Source organism: Spirillospora sp. CA-108201 (assembly GCF_050936235.1).
GTDB lineage: Bacteria > Actinomycetota > Actinomycetes > Streptosporangiales > Streptosporangiaceae > Spirillospora.
The window spans coordinates 7,288,299-7,304,373 of sequence record NZ_JBNJNE010000001.1 but is presented as its reverse complement, the minus strand read 5'-3'; the positions used below and the strand labels follow the sequence as shown (position 1 = coordinate 7,304,373).

The following is a 16,075-nucleotide window of genomic DNA, read 5'->3' as shown; positions in this document are numbered from 1 at the left end:
CTACCGCCGCGCTCTTGACCTGCGGTTTGCCACTCGTAGTACATCCACGAACACGGCTTTTCAGGCTCTATCGGGATGTAGGCCATATCATGCCCGCAGTGCGGGGGGCCCGGCCAGGTCGAGGACCGCGACCGAGGCGCCCGGCAGCACCACCGAAGCCGTTCCGGAATCGCCGAGGCCGACCGGGTCCAGGCGAATCGCCGGATCCGACGCGATCAGCAGCCCCGGTGCGGCACCGCCGGGACCGGGCGCCGGAACCAGGACGGGTCGGTCACCGAGGTTCGCCGCCGCCCACACCGAGCCGCGCCGCACGGTCAGCCAGCGCGCCGCGACGTCGTCCGCCTCGCCGCCCCCGCCTTCGCCCGTCTCGACCTCCGTCGCGGTCAGCCGGGGGTCGTTCAGCTCGGGCCGGGAACGCCGCAGCGCGATCAGGTCGCGGTGCCAGTCGAGCAGGCCGGCGTGCGGCGGCCGGTCCGGTTCGGACCAGTCGAGGACGGACCGGCGGAACGTGTCCACAGCCTGTGGATCGGGGACCTCGCCGCTCCAGCCGTGCCGGGAGAACTCGCGCCGCCGCCCCTCGCTGACCGCGCGCGCCAGCTCCGGGTCCTGGTGGTCGGTGAAGTAGCACCAGGGGGTCGTCGCGCCCCATTCCTCGCCCATGAAGAGCATGGGCGTGAAAGGCGCGAGCAGGAGCAGCGCCGCGCCGACTTTGAGCAGGCCGGGAGACGGCACAAGGGCCCCGATGCGGTCGCCCGCCGCGCGGTTTCCCACCTGGTCGTGGTTCTGCAGGAAACCGAGGAACCTGTGCGCGGGCGTCTCCCGGACATTCACCGGACGGCCGTGAATCCGCCCCCGGTAGGCCGACATGGTCCCGTCATGCGCGAACGCCTTGGTGAGGACCTTCTTCAGCGTTTCCAGGGAGCCGAAGTCGCAGTAGTAGCCCTGCCTCTCACCGGTGAGCGCGGCGTGCAGCGCGTGGTGGAAGTCGTCGCTCCACTGGGCGTCCAGGCCGTATCCGCCCGCCTCTCTGGACGTCACCAGGCGCGGGTCGTTCAGGTCCGATTCGGCGATGAGGAACAGTTCCCGGCCAAGGTGAGCCGAAAGCGCCGCCACGGCGCGCCCCATCTCCTCCAGAAGGTGCACCGCGCCGTGGTCGGTGATGGCGTGAACGGCGTCGAGGCGCAGCCCGTCGAAGTGGTAGTCGCGCAACCACATCAGCGCGTTCTGGACGACGAACGCGCGAACCTCGTCCGAACCTTCCTGGTCGAAGTTCACCGCATCGCCCCAAGGGGTGGCATGGGCGCTGGTGAAGTACGGGCCGTAGCTTCCCAGGCGATTCCCGTCCGGCCCCAGGTGGTTGTAGACGACGTCCAGGACAACGGCCAGACCGCGCGCATGAGCGGCGTCGACGAAACGCTTCAAACCGTCCGGGCCGCCGTAGGGCTCGTGCGGCGCCCAAAGGTGAACACCGTCGTAACCCCAGCCGTGATGGCCGGGGAAGGACGCGACCGGCAGCAGTTCCACGGCGTCGATGCCGAGCGCCACCAGATGGTCGAGGCGTTCGATCGCCGCGTCGAACGTCCCCTCGGGCGTGAACGTGCCCACGTGCATCTCGTAGAAGACGCTCCCGGCGAGCGGGCGGCCGTGCCAGCGCTGGTCGGTCCAGGCGAACCGCCCGTGGTCGTGGACGCGGCTCCGACCGTGGACGCCATCGGGCTGCCAGGGCGAACGCGGGTCGGGCAGCACATCGCCGGCCTCGTCCAGGACGAACCCGTAGTCGGTCCCATGGGAGGCGTCCGCGACTTCGGCCTCCCACCATCCGGCGGGCCGCGCCTCCATGGCGTGCCGGGCGCCGCCGGCCTCGACGTCCACGCGGTCCGCGGCCGGGGCCCACACCTCGAAACGGGCGCTCACCGATCGATCTCCCGGGGGACGAGCAGCGCGACCGGAAGGTGCTCGAACACGCGCGAGGCGTCCAGGATCGGGCCCATGTGCGTGCAGCCGGTCAGGACGTCCCGCCAGCCCTGGCGGCGGACGTCCACCCGCGTCCCCTTCCAGCCGCCGCGGCGCTCCAGGCCCACGGGGAGCCGGGTGGCGAGCGCCACGGCCTCGCCCCGCGCGAACCCCACGACGTGGTCGGCGGCGGGCCCCCGCGCGGCGACCGGCTCGTGCCGGGAACCGGGCCCGAACCACTCGGGATGGGACCGGCGCAGCCGCAGCGCCCGGGACGTGACCAGCAGCTTCTCGTCGTCCACTTCCTTCGGCTGCCGCCCGGTGTCGAGCCGGAACAGGTGCTCGCGGCGCCGCCCGTAGTCGACCGGCCGCCGGTTGTCGGGGTCGACGAGCGCCAGGCCCGTCATCTCGCACCCCTGGTAGACGTCCGGGACGCCCGGCATCGCCAGCTGCACGAGCTTCTGCCCGAGCGTGTTCACCCGCGCGTACGGCGCCAGCTTCGCGACGAACGACGTCATGTCGGTCACCAGGTCAGGATCGGCCAGGACGCCGCGCGCGTACTCCAGAACGGCCTCCTCGTAGCCGGGATCCTGCTCGGTCCACGATGTGCGCGTCTTGGCCTCGCGCATCGCCTTGACGAGGAACTCCTCCAGCCGTCCGGTGGTGAGGGGCCACGCACCGACGAGCGTCTGCCAGAACAGGTACTCCAGGTCGGGCTCCAAGGGCGAGGAGCCGGCCCCCCAGTTCCGCCACCGGTCGACCGATCCGGTCCACTCGGCGGGCAGTTCCGACAGCACCGCCAGCCAGGCACGCACGTCCTCCTCGCGCTTGGTGTCGTGCGTGGACAGCGTCGTCATCGTCAACGGCCAATCGCGGGCGAGCCGTATGCAGAACGCGTGGAAGTCGGCCTGGCCGACGCTGAACCTCCCCGGCGCGCCGCCGACCTCGTTCAGCGCGGCCATGCGGTTCCACCGGTAGAACGCCGTGTCCTCCACGCCCTTTGCGGCGAGCGGGGACGTCGTCTGCTGGAACCGCACGATGAACTCGGCGTCGGTGCGCTCACCGCGTCCGAGGGCCAGGTCCACGACGATCTCAAGGTCGCCGTGCATGTCCTCCGGCAGGTGCTCGCGTGCCCTGCGGGCGGCCTCGTGCACGACGTCCACGGCCTGCTGAGGGGCGTCCTCCCCCGGCACGACGTACGCGCGGTAGACGGGCATGGCGACCAGCAGCTCGACCAGCGCCCGTTCCAAGCCGGGGCGGTGCTCGCCCACGGCCCGGTCGAGGACGCGCTGGAGCCGCTCGATCTCGGGCCTGAGGCTGTGCGCGGCGGCGTGCGCCCTGGCGTCGCGCTCGACCTCCTCGAAGGCGGCCGGGTTGCCCGTGAGCGCCACGTAGTAGGCGGTCAGCGGCTCCTCCCCGGCCCGGTCGAGGAACAGCCCCCCGACCATTCCGAGCGCGTCGTAGCCGGTGGTGCCCGCGCACGGCCAGTCCGGCGGCAGCCGCTCCTCCCCCTCGGTGATCTTCTCGACGAGCAGCCAGCGGTCCGGGGCGGCCTCGGCGAGCCGCCGCAGGTAGCCGCGCGGGTCGGCGAGCCCGTCCGGATGGTCGACGCGCAGCCCGTCCACCAGACCGTCCCGGAGCAGGCTCAGCAGCAGCGCGTGCGTGCGCTCGAAGACCTCCGCGTCCTCCTGCCGCAGCCCGATCAGGCCGGAGATGTCGAAGAAGCGCCGGTAGTTGGGCTCGCCCTCGCCGGGCGGCACGATCCGCCCGCCGCCGGCCTCCCAGTCGATGTCGAACCACCGGGCGAACCGCGACCGCGGCCCCTCCGCCAGGACGTCCGCGAAGGGCAGGTTCAGCCCGGCCGGCTCCGGGACCGCCATGTGGTTCGGGACGACGTCCACCAGCACCCGCAGCCCGTGCGCCCGGAGCCGGGTCGCCATCGCACCGAACGCCTCGGGCCCGCCGAGCTCCTCCGACAGCCGGGAGTGGTCGACGACGTCGTAGCCGTGCGTGGAGCCCGGCGCGGCCTGGAGGACCGGCGACAGGTAGACGTGCGACACGCCGAGGGCGGCCAGGTAGGGGGCCAGCGCCGCGGCCTCGGCGAACCCGAAGTGCCCCTCGGGCGTCCCGCGCAGCTGGAGACGGTAGGCGCCGGTCGGGGTTGCGGCGAGGGCGTCCTCCTCCGGGAGGCCCCTGTCCGCGTGTTCGGCCGTCTCGGCCCGTTCGGGCCTGTGATCCTCGGACACGTTTTCCTCGGGGGGTTCGGCGACGGGGAGCGGTTCCTCGGGGGCGGGCTCGGCCTGGGGCCCGCCGCCCGCCGGCGCGCCGCCCGTCAGCGTGTCGTCGTCCATCTGCGTATCCCTGCCTCAGACCCGGCGCATGACCTGGATGGAGCGCGCGGCGACCGGCACGTTCTCGCGGGACTTCACGACGGGCGACTCCTCCTCGGCCAGCAGCGGGTCGGCGGTGTCGAGCACCTTTATCCACATCTGCCCGTACAGCACGGGCGGAAGCGCGTACGCCAGGTCGCCGTCGTGGGCGTTGACGAGCAGCAGGAACGAGTCGTCCCTGACCTGCCGTCCGCGCCGGTCCGGTTCGCCGATCGCGTCGCCGTTCAGGAACACGGTCAGCGACTTGTTGAAGCCCGCGGACCAGTCCCGGCCGGTCATCTCCGCCCCGCCGGGCGTGAACCAGACGAGGTCGGGCAGATCCTCGGGCCTCGTCTCCGCCCGGGTGCGCGCGGGGCCGTCGTCGCCGCGGAAGAAGCGGCGGCGACGGAACACCGGATGCTCGGTGCGCAGGGCGGACAGGCGGCGGACGAAGTCGAGCAGCGGCCCGCGCTCGTCGAAGAACGTGTCGTCGCGCAGGCCCGTCCAGTCGACCCAGGACAGCTCGCCGTCCTGGCAGTAGGCGTTGTTGTTGCCGCGCTGCGTCCGGCCGAGCTCGTCGCCGTGCAGGAGCATCGGCACGCCCTGCGACAGGAACAGCGTGGTCAGGAAGTTGCGCTTCTGCCGCTCGCGGAGCGAGATGACGTCCAGGTCGTCCGTCTCGCCCTCGTGGCCGCAGTTCCACGACCGGTTGTCGTCGGTGCCGTCCCGGTTCCCCTCCCCGTTGGCCTCGTTGTGCTTGCCGTCGTAGGAGACGAGGTCGTGCAGCGTGAAGCCGTCGTGGCAGGTCACGAAGTTGATCGAGGCGATGGGGCGGCGGCCGTCGTCGGCGTACAGGTCGGACGAGCCCGTCAGCCGGGAGGCGAAGTCGGGCAGCGTGCCCGCCCGCCCCCGCCAGTAGTCGCGCGTCGTGTCCCGGTACTGGCCGTTCCACTCCGTCCACAGCGGCGGGAAGTTGCCGACCTGGTAGCCGCCCTCCCCCACGTCCCACGGCTCGGCGATCAGCTTGACCTGCGAGACCACCGGGTCCTGCTGGACGAGGTCGAAGAACGCCGACAGCCGGTCCACCGCGTGCAGCTCGCGGGCCAGCGTCGCGGCGAGGTCGAAGCGGAACCCGTCCACGTGCATCTCGGTCACCCAGAACCGCAGCGAATCCATGATCAGCTGAAGGACGTGGGGGCTGCGCATCAGCAGGCTGTTGCCGGTGCCCGTGGTGTCCATGTAGTAGCGGCCGTCGTCCTCCGTGAGCCGGTAGTACGAGGCGTTGTCGAGACCGCGGAACGACAGCGTCGGCCCGAGGTGGTTGCCCTCGGCGGTGTGGTTGTAGACGACGTCCAGGATCACCTCGATCCCGGCCTCGTGCAGCGACTTCACCATCGCCTTGAACTCCAGCACCTGCTCGCCGCGCTGCCCGGACGAGGAGTACTCGTTGTGCGGGGCGAAGAAGCCGATGGTGTTGTAGCCCCAGTAGTTGCGCAGGCCGCGGCTCGTCAGCGCGTCGTCGTGGACGAACTGGTGGACGGGCATCAGCTCCACCGCCGTCACCCCGATCGAGCGGAGGTGATCGGTGATCACCGGGTGGCCGAGCGCCGCGTACGTGCCGCGCATCGCCGGCGGGATGTCCGGGTGCCGGGCGGTGAGCCCCTTGACGTGCGCCTCGTAGATCACCGTCTCGTGGTAGGGGGTGCGGGGCGGGCGGTCGTCCCCCCAGTCGAAGTACGGGCTGACCACCACCGACCGCATCGTGTGGCGCGCCGAATCCCTGTCGTTGCGCGACCAGGGGTCGCCGAAGTCGTAGCCGAAGCACGCCTCGTCCCAGTCGACCTGGCCCTCGACGGCCTGAGCGTACGGGTCGAGCAGCAGCTTCGCGGAGTTGCAGCGCAGGCCGCGCGGCGGATCGTAGGGGCCGTGCACGCGGAACCCGTAGCGGCGTCCCGGCATGATGCCCGGCAGGTAGCCGTGCCATACGAAGGCGTCGACCTCCGGCAGCGTCAGCCGCGTCTCCTCACCGTCCCCCGCCGGTCCGTCGAACAGGCACAGCTCCACCTTCTCTGCCACCTCGGAGAAGACGGCGAAGTTCGTGCCAGCGCCGTCGAACCGGGCTCCCAGGGGGTAGGCGTCACCCGGCCAAACCTGAGCCAACTGTTCCGCCCTTCGTCGGGTGCGGCGCCAGGGGGCGCCCGACCGCGCGCGTACCGGGGGCCGCACCCCGGAAGCCCTTCCCCCTGGGGGATGGATCACACCGATCGGGACCCCACTGGCCAGAACGGACATCCGTGGGTTACGTTAGGGGAGCCTTACCTAATGAGGGCGCCCTTACCGGTGCCGGTGGGGCACGCCGCGAAGAGGACGAGCCGCACGGAAGGTCTCCCACCGGAATGTACGTCTGCATCTGCAACGCCGTCACGGAGGACGACGTTCACGGCTGCATGGCGAGCGGTTGCACGACCGCCAAGGCCGTCAAGGCGGCCTGCGGCTTCAAGCCCGGCTGCGGTCTGTGCACCAAACGCATCCACACGATGGTCAGCGAGTACCAGGCCTCCACGGCCATGGCGGACGCGCTGGCCGGCGGCCCGCACGCCCTGACGGCCCTGCCCGAGGCGCCCCTCGCCGGCCCGCCGCTCCTGGATCCCGCGCAGATCGCCTCCGAGGCCGCCGGGACCGGCCCCGCCTCGTCCACCGCCGCCTGAGCAGGCCCGCCCCCTTACCGTGCGTTTCGATTTGGATACGCACTGTGTGCGATTAGGTGCTGTCCTCCATCCGGTCCGGCATGGAAGCATGGGGCCATGGAAGGCGACAACGAGATCATCGCGCTGCTCAACGAGCAGCTCACCGCCGAGCTCACGGCGATCAACCAGTACTTCCTGCACGCCAAGATGCAGGAGAACTGGGGCTTCACCCGCATCGCCAAGCACACCCGCGACGAGTCCTTCGACGAGATGCGGCACGCGGAGCGGCTCACCGACCGGATCCTGTTCCTGGAGGGCCTGCCGAACTACCAGAAGCTCGGCACCCTGCGCATCGGGCAGACCATCGTCGAGCAGCTCAAGGCGGACCTGGAGGTCGAGATGGAGGCCGTGGCCCGGCTGCGGCCCGGCATCGAGCTGATGCGCTCGCGCGGCGACGTCACCTCCGCCCGGATCTTCGAGGACATCCTCGCCGACGAGGAGGAGCACATCGACTACCTGGAGACCGAGCTGAGCCTCGTCCAGGCCCTCGGCGAGCAGAACTACCTGCAGCGCCTCACCGACGCGCCCGGCGAGGGCGGCCCGAGCCCCGTCTGAGCCCCGTCTGAGCCCCGTCTGAGCCCTACGTCGCCCGCCCGCTCCTGCGCAGCACGTACGGCTGGACGATGCCGAGACCGCGGACCGGGCGCTTGACGATCCGCGTGACCTCGTAGCCCGGCGCCTTCTCCAGGCACGCCGCCAGCTCGGCGTCGATCACCACCGCGCCCGGCCGGGCGAGGGAGGTGAGCCGGGCCGCGAGGTTCACGGTCGTGCCGAACACGTCGCCCATCAGCGGCAGGACGGGCCCGTGGGCCACGCCGACCCGCACGTCCGGGACCTCGGTCTCGTCCTGGATCGCCGCCGCCACCGTCAGCGCGATCTCAGCGCCGATCTCCGGCGTCTCCGCGCTGAACAGCACCTCGTCGCCGAGCGTCTTGACCAGCCGGCCGCCGCAGGAGGCGATGATGTCGGCGGCGGTCTCCTCGAACCACTCCACCACGCGGGCCAGCTCGATCTCCTCCAGCTCCCGGCTGACCTGCGTGAAGGAGACCATGTCCGCGAACCCGACCGTGGTCATCGGCCGGCCCGCGGAGTCGCCGTTCTCCCGGCTCGCCGCCGCGGCCAGCGCCCGCGTCCCCGCCGCCGCGAGCTGCCGCCGCCAGGCGTGCAGCACCAGCGGCTCGAAGTCGCCGATGTGCTTCTGGGCGATGTCCACCACCGTGTCCACCGCCTGCGCCGACGGCGTCTCGGTCAGATCCTGCGTCAGCATGCTGCGCAGCAGGTTGACCTGCCACTCGGCGAGCTTGGTCATCGTCTGGCCGAACGCCCTGACCAGGCGGATCACGCCGTCCTCGTCCAGGACCCCGTCGTCGACGAGCCCGCGGAGCCGGTCCAGCGCCGCCACGTCGCCCTCGGTGTAGGCGATCGTCTCGTCCGGCATCGACGGATAGCCGAACGCCCGCCAGATCCGCCCGGCGAAGTCGCGGGACACCCCGGACAGCCGGACCGCCTCGACGCGGTTGTACCGCAGCTCGCCTCCGAGCAGGAGCTCTTCGATCTCCTTCGGATCCGGCAATCCGGCCGCCATCATCCGCCCCTCAGTCCGCAGCCGCCGTGGGCCGTGGCGGCGGCGTCGTGAATCGGTACCCGCACATATCGTCGCAGATCAGCATCAACTTCAGCGGCCGGATGCCGGATCGTCCGGTCCCGTTCACCGGACGTGCACCACATCGCCCGCACCGACCGGGACGTCGCCCTCCGCTCCGGCCACCACGAGCCGCCCCGCCCCGTCCACGTCCCGCGCCGTCCCGGCCACCCGCTCGCCGCCGGGCATCTCCACCCGCACCTCACGGCCGAGGGTGGCGCACAGATCCCGGTAGGCGGTACGCAGCCCGCTGCTCTCCGGATCACCGTCGAGCGCCGTCCACTCCTGGTACCAGGTGCCGAACTCGCGCAGGATCGCGCGCAGCAGCGGCGCCCGGTCGCTGAGCGGCGCGCCCTCGATCGCGAGGGACGTCGCGGTCGGCACCGGCAGCTCCTCCTCGCGCAGGCCCACGTTGAGCCCGACCCCGACCACCAGCCCGCCGTCGACCATCTCGGCGAGGATCCCGGCGAGCTTGCGGTTCCCGACCAGGACGTCGTTCGGCCACTTCAGGCGCACGTCCACCGCGGTGTCGCCGTCCTCGCCGCCCTCGCCGCCCTCGCCGAGGAAGCCCTCCCCCGCCTGCGACCAGGCGGTCATCCGCCGGAGGGCGGTGGCGACCGCGACGCCCGTCAGCAGCGACGCCCAGGCGAACCGCGCCACCGGCACCCGGGGGCGCAGCAGCATCGAGAACATCAGCCCCGACCGGGGCGGCGCCGTCCAGGTCCGGCCGAGCCGCCCGCGGCCGGCGGTCTGCAGCTCGGTGACCAGCACGGTCCCCTCCGGCGCGCCCTGCCGCGCCCGTTCCGCGAGGTCGGCGTTGGTGGACCCGGTCTCCTCCACCACGCGGACGTCCCGCCACAGCCCGCCCTCCCGCACGAGCGCGCGCCGCAGCGCCGCCTCGTGCAGAGGCGGCCGGTCGAGATCCCCATACGGTGATTCGGTCACACGACCAATCCAACCCCATCACGATTTCGATCGTGGGACCGGCGTCCGGCCGCGGCGACCGCGCTCGTTAGGGTGCCCCCTATGGATGGTGTGACGCTGCGGCGCGACGGGCACGTCGCGGAGATCGTGCTCGACCGCCCCGAGGCCCTCAACGCCCTGTCGACCGCGATGGCCCGCCGCCTCGCGGACGTGTGCGCCGAGGTCGCCGCCGACGCCGCGGTCCGCGCGGTGGTCCTCGGCGCCGCCGGGGAGAAGGCGTTCTGCGTGGGCGCCGACCTCAAGGAGCGGGGCGCGATGACCGACGCGGAGATCCTCGCCCAGCGCCCCGTCTTCCGCGCCGCGTTCGGCGGCGTCCTGAACCTCCCGCAGCCGGTCGTCGCGGCCGTGCACGGCTACGCCCTCGGCGGCGGCTGCGAGTTCGCGCTGTCCGCCGACATCATCGTCGCGGACGAGTCGGCCGTGTTCGGCCTCCCGGAGGTGGGCGTCGGCCTCGTGCCCGGCGGCGGCGGAACCCAGCTCGCCCTGCGCCGCCTCGGCCCCGGCAAGGCCGCCGACCTGGTCTTCACCGGCCGCCGCCTCGGCGTCGAGGAGGCCCTCGCCTGCGGCCTCGCCGACCGCCGGGTCCCCGCGGGCGCCGCCCGCGAGGAGGCCCTCGGCATCGCCGAGGCCATCGCCCGCAACTCCCCCACCGCGGTCCGCGCCGCCAAGCGCGCCATGCGCCAGGGCGCCGGCGCCGCCCTGGAGGCCGCCCTCGACCTCGAAGAGAACGCCTGGCGCACGGCCGCCTTCTCCGCCGACCGCCGCGAGGGAATCGCCGCCTTCAACGAAAAGCGCAAACCGGTCTGGCCCGGTTAGCCCAGGGGAAGCGCCTCCCCTGGAACCCCCGTCACGAGCCGGTGCAGGTCCTACTCCAAGAGCGTCAGGCGTGGCACGTCCAAGAGCGTTGGAGTGCTTCGGTCGCTCGCGTCGTGTCCCGGTTGCTCCGAGGGCCTGTCGCGAAGTGGGCCGGGACTTTGAGACGCCGCCTAGGTCAGTGTGTCTGGGCGGCCTGCTTTCAGGCGTTGCCACTGGGATGTCGGGCGGCCGTCGGTGCGGGCGAAGCCGCCGTCGGTCGAGCCCTCGCGCGGCCAGCCTTCGGGGGAGTCCTCCCAGGTCTCCTGGCGCCCGTAGACGGTCATGTCCATGAGCGAGTAGGCGATGTCCATGGCCTCGACGCCGCGGCCGTTCGTCCAGTAGGTCTCGAAGACGCGGTCGCCGTCCGCAGGTAGAAGACCAGGTGGAACATGCCGGCACGGCGGCCGGCGAGCAGGGACCCGGCGGAGTCCTGGGCGGAGTACCAGGGGACGTCCCAGCCCATGAAGTCGCGGTACCGGACGCTCTCCCCGTAGGGGCCCTGGCAGAGCGTGGCGTAGGTGATCCCGGCGGCGTGCAGGTTGGACAGCTCCCTGAGCTGGCCGTTGAAGTACGTGCAGCCCTCGCACTGCTCTGCCGCGGGGCGGCCGGTGAACCACATCATGTAGTACGCGATCAGCTGGCGGCGGCCCTCGAAGGCGTCCAGCAGCGTGACGGGACCGCGCGGGCCGGTCAGGGGCGTGGAGGCGTCCACCTCCAGCATCGGCAGCCGCCGGCGGGCCGCCGCGAGCGCGTCGCCCGCGCGGGTGTGGGCCTTCTCCCGTACCCGCAGGGCGTCCAGTTCGGCCTGCCAGGCGGCCCGGTCGACCACCTCGGGCATCGGCGTCGTGGTGCTCATGGCTTCCCTTCCTCTCGGTGGACCGTCGCCCCACCGACGAAGGGCGTCCGCCGGGATCGACACCGGCGGCGAAGAACTTCTCAGAGTTCGCGAAGGCGGCCCGCCAGGTAGCGGCGCTCGGGCTCGGTGGGCGCGAGTTCCAGCGCCTCCTCGTACTCCGCTCTGGCCTCGGCGGCGCGGCCGTCGCGGCGGAGCAGGTCGGCGCGGGTCGCGGGCAGGAGGTGGTATCCGGCGAGGCGCCCGGACGCCGCGAGCTCGTCGACCAGGGCGAGGCCCGCCGGAACACCGTCCGCCATCGCGACCGCCACGGCGCGGTTGAGGTCCACGACGGGGGACGGCGCCAGGCGGGCCAGCGCGCCGTACAGGGCCGCGATCTGCCGCCAGTCGGTGGCCGCCGCGTCGGGCGCGGTGGCGTGGCAGGCGGCGATGGCGGCCTGCACCTGATAGGGACCGGTGCGCCGCATCGCGACCGCCTGGTCGAGCGTCGCCACGCCCTCGGCGATGAGCGCCCGGTCCCACCGGGACCGGTCCTGGTCCTCCAGGGCGACCAGGACGCCGCCGTCCGTGCGGGTGGGGCGGCGGGCCTCGTGCAGGAGCATCAGGGCGAGCAGCCCGCGCGGCTCGGGTTCGGCCGGCATCAGCCGGACGAGCACGCGGGCCAGGTGGACGGCCTCGGCCGCGGCGCCCCGCCGGTCCTGCTCGCCATAGCCCTCGTTGTAGATCAGGTAGAGCACGGCGGCGAGGCGTTCCGGAAGGAGCGCGGCGGGCGGGACCCGGTACGGGACGCCCGCCTCCCGGATCCTGCGCTTCGCGCGGACCAGGCGCTGCGCCATCGCGGGCTCGGCGGTCAGGAACACCCGGGCGATCTCGGCGGTGCTCAACCCGGCCAGCATGCGCAGGGTGAGCGCGACCCGGGCCGGGAACGGCAGCGCCGGGTGGCAGCAGGTGAAGATCAGCCTGAGCCGCTCGTCCGGGATGTCCTCCTGCGCGGGCTCCGGCGCGCCTTCGGCCGCGAGCAGCCGCAGCTTCGCCGCGCCGGTCGCGTCGCGGCGCAGCCGGTCGAGCGCGCGGTTGCGGGCCGCCGTGGTGAGCCAGGCGCCCGGACGGCGCGGGACGCCGTCGCCGGGCGCGGTCACTCCCAGAGGGGGCGGATCTCGACGCCGCCCCAGCGCGCGTAGGGGTGGCCGGAGGCGATCTCGATCGCCTCGTCCAGGTCCGCGCACTCGATGGTCAGCAGGCCGCCGACGACGTCCTTGGTCTCGGCGAACGGCCCGTCGGAGACCAGGGTCTCGCCCTCGCGGACCCTGACCGTGGTCGCGTCCGCCACCGGCCGCAGCCGCACGCCGACGAGCCTGGCGCCGCGCCGGTCCAGATCCGCGTGCCAGGCCTGATGCCCCGGATCGGCCGCCAGCTCCTCGTTGCTCGGCGAGACCGACTCGTCATCGCAGATCAGCAGCGCATACCTCATGCGCCGATTCTGCCCGACGACACCGACGCCGAGCCGCTACGGCTGGGTGGGGACGTCTTTGGTCATGTGGACGATGGCGCGGCCGCCGATGTCCTCGCGGGCGGTCTGCCGGTAGCCGAGGCGCTCGTAGAGGGCGATGTTGGGGGTCATCAGTTCGTTGGTGTAGAGGCGCAGGCGGGGCAGGGCCAGGGTGCGGGCGCGGTCCTCGGCGAAGGCCATGAGGGTGCGGCCGATGCCCCGGCCGTGGCGGTCGGGGGCCACGGCCACGTTCTCGATCAGGAGTGTCCCGTCCTCGGGGATGAGGACGATCAGGCCGTCCGGGCCGGGGCCGGTCACGAAGACCCGGCCGGCGCCGATCAGGGCCCCGTAGTCGGCGTCCATGGGGATCGGGCGCGCGCCGATGATCTCCGCCCAGGGGGTGTAGGCCGCCTCGACGATCTCCTCGACGCGGGGGCGGTCGGCCTGGGCCGCGGGTCTGACCATCGTCAGCCGGTGTTCTGGAGGCCGGCGGCGACGCCGTTCACCGAGAGGAGGAGCAGGTCTTCCAGGTGGGTGCGCTCCGCGTCGTCCTCCACGCCCGCGCGCAGGGCCTTCAGCGCGCGCAGCTGGAGGTGGGAGAGGGCGTCCACGTAGGGGTTGCGGAGCTCGACCGCGCGGGAGAGGACCCTGCGGTTCTCCAGGAGGCGGTCGTGGCCGGTGACCGCCAGGACGAGGCGGCGGGTGCGGTCGTACTCGGTCAGGACGGTCTCGGAGAGCCCGGGGCGCTCGCCGAGGGCCAGGTAGCGCTCGGCGATCGCGCGGTCGGACTTGGCGAGGCTCATCTCGGCGTTGTCGAGGAGCGTGTTGAACAGCGGCCACGCCTCGTAGGCCTCGCGGAGCTCGGTGAGGTCGCGGCCGTCGTCGGAGACGGCGGCCAGGCCGCTGCCGAGGCCGTACCAGCCGGGGAGGTTGACGCGGGTCTGCGTCCAGGCGAACACCCAGGGGATGGCGCGCAGGTCCTCCAGGCCGCGGGCGGCCTTGCGGCGGGCCGGGCGGGAGCCGATGCGCAGCTCGGCGATCTCCTCCAGGGGGCTGACCCGGGCGAACCAGACGGCGAAGTCCTCGGTCTCGATGAGGCTCCGGAACGCGGCCCTGGCCGCCTCGCTGATCTTGTCGGCGAGGGGGCGGAAGCGGGCGGCGGCCTCGCGGGCGCGGTCCTGGACGGCGTCGGTCGAGGCGAGCAGGACCGCGCTGGTGACCTGCTCGACGTGCCGCTTGGCGATCTCGGCGTGGCCGTAGCGGGCGAAGATGACCTCGCCCTGCTCGGTGACCTTGAAGCGGCCCGCCACCGAGCCGGGCGCCTGCGCGAGGATCGCCCGGTTGGCGGGACCGCCGCCGCGGCCGAGGGAGCCGCCGCGCCCGTGGAACAGCGTGAGCCTGACGTCCGCCCGGGCCGCCCACGCGGCGAGGGCCTCCTGCGTGTCGTACAGGCGCAGGGTGGCGCTGGTCGGGCCGAGCTGCTTGGCGGAGTCGGAGTAGCCGAGCATGACCTCCAGGCGGCGGCCGGTGTCCTCCAGGCGGCGCCGGACGGCCGGGATCTCCAGCATCCCGTCGAGGACGGACGGCGCGCGCTCCAGGTCCTCGCCGGTCTCGAACAGCGGGATCACGTCCAGGACGGGCGCGCCGTCGCCGAGGGTCTGCGCCAGGGCGTGGACGTTGGCGATGTCCTCGGCGGAGCGGGTGAAGGAGACGATGTAGCGGTGGCAGGCGCGGACGCCGAACCGCCGCTGGATCCAGGCGATGACCCGGAGCGTCTCCAGGATCTCCTCGGTCATCTCCGAGCGCGGGCCCCCGGCTCGGACCTCCGCGAGGGCCTTCTCGTGCAGCTCGGAGTGCTGGCGGACCTCCAGCTCGGCGAGGTGGAAGCCGAACGTCTCGACCTGCCAGATGAGCTGCTGGACGCGCCCGTACGCCTGCCGGGGCGCGCCCGCGGCGGCGAGGGAGTCCTGGACGGCGCGCAGGTCGGCGAGCAGCTCCTCCGGGGAGGCGTAGGCGAGGTCGGCGTCGCGCTCGCGGGTCGCGGAGATGCGGGCGGCGGCGTGCAGGAGGAACTGGCGGTGCGGCTCGCCGGGCGAGCGCTTGGACGTCTCGCCGGCCAGCCGCGGGTGGGCGGTGCGGGCGGCGGCGAGGGCGTTCAGCAGGTCGCCGGACGCGGGGGTGGTCGACTCGTGGACGGTGAGCTCCCGGCCGATCCGGGCGCACGCCGCCTCCAGGGCGCGCAGGACGTGGTCCGCCTGGATCATGACGGCGTCGCGGGTGACCTGCGCGGTGACGTAGGGGTTGCCGTCGCGGTCGCCGCCGATCCAGCTGCCGAACCGCAGGTAGGCGCGGGCCTTCGGCGGGCGGGCGCCGAGGGTCTCGGCCCCGGCGTCGCCCGCCAGGGCGCGGTCGAGGGACCGGTAGACGTGCGGGACGACCCGGAAGATCGTCTCGTCGAACGCGGCCATCGCGGTGCGGACCTCGTCCAGCGGGTCCATCTGCGTGCCGCGGCGCAGCGCCGTCCGCCACAGCAGGTCGATCTCCTCGCGGAGGCTGCGCTCGGTCTCCTCGCGCTCGCTCGCGCCGGGGTCGCCGTTCAGCCGGGCCAGCAGGTCGCTGATCCGCTGGATGGCGGTGACGACCGCGCGGCGGCGGGCCTCGGTGGGGTGCGCGGTGAAGACCGGCCGGAACTCCAGGCCCTCGACGACCGCGTCGAGCCGGCCGTCGCCCGCGGCGCGGATCTCCTCGACCGCGGCGGCCGCGGACCCGGAGACGGCGCCGCCGGTGTCGCGCTCCCGGAGCGTCCGGATGCGGTGGTGCTCCTCGGCCAGGTTCGTCAGGTGGAAGTACACGGTGAACGCGCGGGCGACCTGCCCGGCACGTTCCAGCGACCAGCCGTCGACGAGGGCGGCGACGTCGTCCCCGCCCGTCTCGCCGCGGCGGGCCGCGATCACCGCGTGGCGCAGGCGCTCGACGTCGTCCAGAAGCCCCTGGCCGCCGTACTCCACGAGGGAGTCGCCGAGCATGGCGCCGAGCAGCCGCACGTCGCGGCGCAGCGGTTCGGGCATGTCCTGCCGGAGGATGTCTCGCGTCTTCGTAGCCACCCGACCAAGGGTAACGAGAGGCCGCGAGGCGCCCGCCCACCGGCCCGCGCCTCCCCCGCGGCCCGCGTCCGTCCCGGTC

General features: G+C 73.1%; 13 protein-coding genes and 1 pseudogene. 3 read left to right on the top strand and 11 right to left on the bottom strand.

Translation table 11 applies throughout. The annotated features are described in order from the left end of the window. Positions 1-87: 87 nt before the first annotated feature. From treZ to glgX, 3 genes are read right to left on the bottom strand one after another with little or no spacing between them, the layout of a single operon-like run. A complete protein-coding gene (gene treZ / locus ACQEU6_RS35160; RefSeq protein WP_499337758.1) occupies positions 88-1,914 on the bottom strand; it encodes a malto-oligosyltrehalose trehalohydrolase in 1,827 nt (608 codons plus the stop codon). Beyond that, entirely contained in the window at positions 1,911-4,304 is a 2,394-nt protein-coding gene (gene treY, locus ACQEU6_RS35155; RefSeq protein WP_499337756.1) for a malto-oligosyltrehalose synthase, read from the bottom strand. Before treY ends, treZ begins: the two co-directional genes overlap by 4 nt. A 15-nt stretch (positions 4,305-4,319) precedes the next feature. Next, complete coding sequence (gene glgX, locus ACQEU6_RS35150; RefSeq protein WP_499337754.1) at positions 4,320-6,482, bottom strand: glycogen debranching protein GlgX; 2,163 nt, start codon at positions 6,480-6,482, stop codon at positions 4,320-4,322. A 236-nt stretch (positions 6,483-6,718) separates the two neighbouring features. Between glgX and ACQEU6_RS35145 the strand changes: the two genes are divergently transcribed. Together ACQEU6_RS35145 and bfr are read left to right on the top strand one after the other, a co-directional pair. Next, positions 6,719-7,030, top strand: coding sequence for a (2Fe-2S)-binding protein (locus ACQEU6_RS35145; RefSeq protein ID WP_499337752.1), 312 nt, complete (start codon positions 6,719-6,721; stop codon positions 7,028-7,030). Between the two features lie 96 nt (positions 7,031-7,126). Further along, complete coding sequence (gene bfr, locus ACQEU6_RS35140; RefSeq protein ID WP_499337751.1) at positions 7,127-7,624, top strand: bacterioferritin; 498 nt, start codon at positions 7,127-7,129, stop codon at positions 7,622-7,624. Between the two features lie 25 nt (positions 7,625-7,649). Here bfr and ACQEU6_RS35135 read toward each other — a convergent pair whose 3' ends face one another. Together ACQEU6_RS35135 and ACQEU6_RS35130 are read right to left on the bottom strand one after the other, a co-directional pair. Further along, a complete protein-coding gene (locus ACQEU6_RS35135) occupies positions 7,650-8,654 on the bottom strand; it encodes an adenylate/guanylate cyclase domain-containing protein (protein WP_499337749.1) in 1,005 nt (334 codons plus the stop codon). Positions 8,655-8,777: 123 nt separating this feature from the next. Next, positions 8,778-9,656, bottom strand: a complete 879-nt coding sequence (locus ACQEU6_RS35130; RefSeq protein ID WP_499337747.1) for a biotin--[acetyl-CoA-carboxylase] ligase — start codon at positions 9,654-9,656, stop codon at positions 8,778-8,780. Between the two features lie 81 nt (positions 9,657-9,737). Between ACQEU6_RS35130 and ACQEU6_RS35125 the strand changes: the two genes are divergently transcribed. Further along, positions 9,738-10,511, top strand: coding sequence for an enoyl-CoA hydratase/isomerase family protein (locus tag ACQEU6_RS35125; RefSeq protein ID WP_499337745.1), 774 nt, complete (start codon positions 9,738-9,740; stop codon positions 10,509-10,511). 170 nt (positions 10,512-10,681) lie between these two features. On the opposite strand, the gene ACQEU6_RS35120 is transcribed toward ACQEU6_RS35125, so the two are convergent. The 6 genes and pseudogenes from ACQEU6_RS35120 to ACQEU6_RS35095 all read right to left on the bottom strand — a co-directional run bounded on the left by ACQEU6_RS35120 (position 10,682) and on the right by ACQEU6_RS35095 (position 15,960). Continuing rightward, entirely contained in the window at positions 10,682-11,137 is a 456-nt protein-coding gene (locus ACQEU6_RS35120; RefSeq protein WP_499340452.1) for a DUF899 family protein, read from the bottom strand. Continuing rightward, positions 11,035-11,388: pseudogene (locus ACQEU6_RS35115) on the bottom strand (DUF899 family protein); the annotation flags it as partial. The pseudogene ACQEU6_RS35115 and the gene ACQEU6_RS35120, both read right to left, overlap by 103 nt. A 98-nt stretch (positions 11,389-11,486) precedes the next feature. Further along, the gene (locus tag ACQEU6_RS35110) at positions 11,487-12,542 is read right to left on the bottom strand and encodes an RNA polymerase sigma factor (protein WP_499337744.1); all 1,056 of its coding nucleotides are present in this window, start codon (positions 12,540-12,542) and stop codon (positions 11,487-11,489) included. Next, complete coding sequence (locus ACQEU6_RS35105) at positions 12,539-12,874, bottom strand: YciI family protein (protein WP_499337742.1); 336 nt, start codon at positions 12,872-12,874, stop codon at positions 12,539-12,541. The genes ACQEU6_RS35110 and ACQEU6_RS35105 overlap by 4 nt, the downstream gene beginning before the upstream one ends. A 36-nt stretch (positions 12,875-12,910) precedes the next feature. After that, complete coding sequence (locus ACQEU6_RS35100) at positions 12,911-13,357, bottom strand: GNAT family N-acetyltransferase (RefSeq protein ID WP_499337740.1); 447 nt, start codon at positions 13,355-13,357, stop codon at positions 12,911-12,913. A gap of 2 nt (positions 13,358-13,359) precedes the next feature. Then, on the bottom strand, positions 13,360-15,960 hold the full coding sequence (locus ACQEU6_RS35095; protein ID WP_499340450.1) for a phosphoenolpyruvate carboxylase: 2,601 nt from the start codon (positions 15,958-15,960) through the stop codon (positions 13,360-13,362). Between the last annotated feature and the right edge of the window lie 115 nt (positions 15,961-16,075).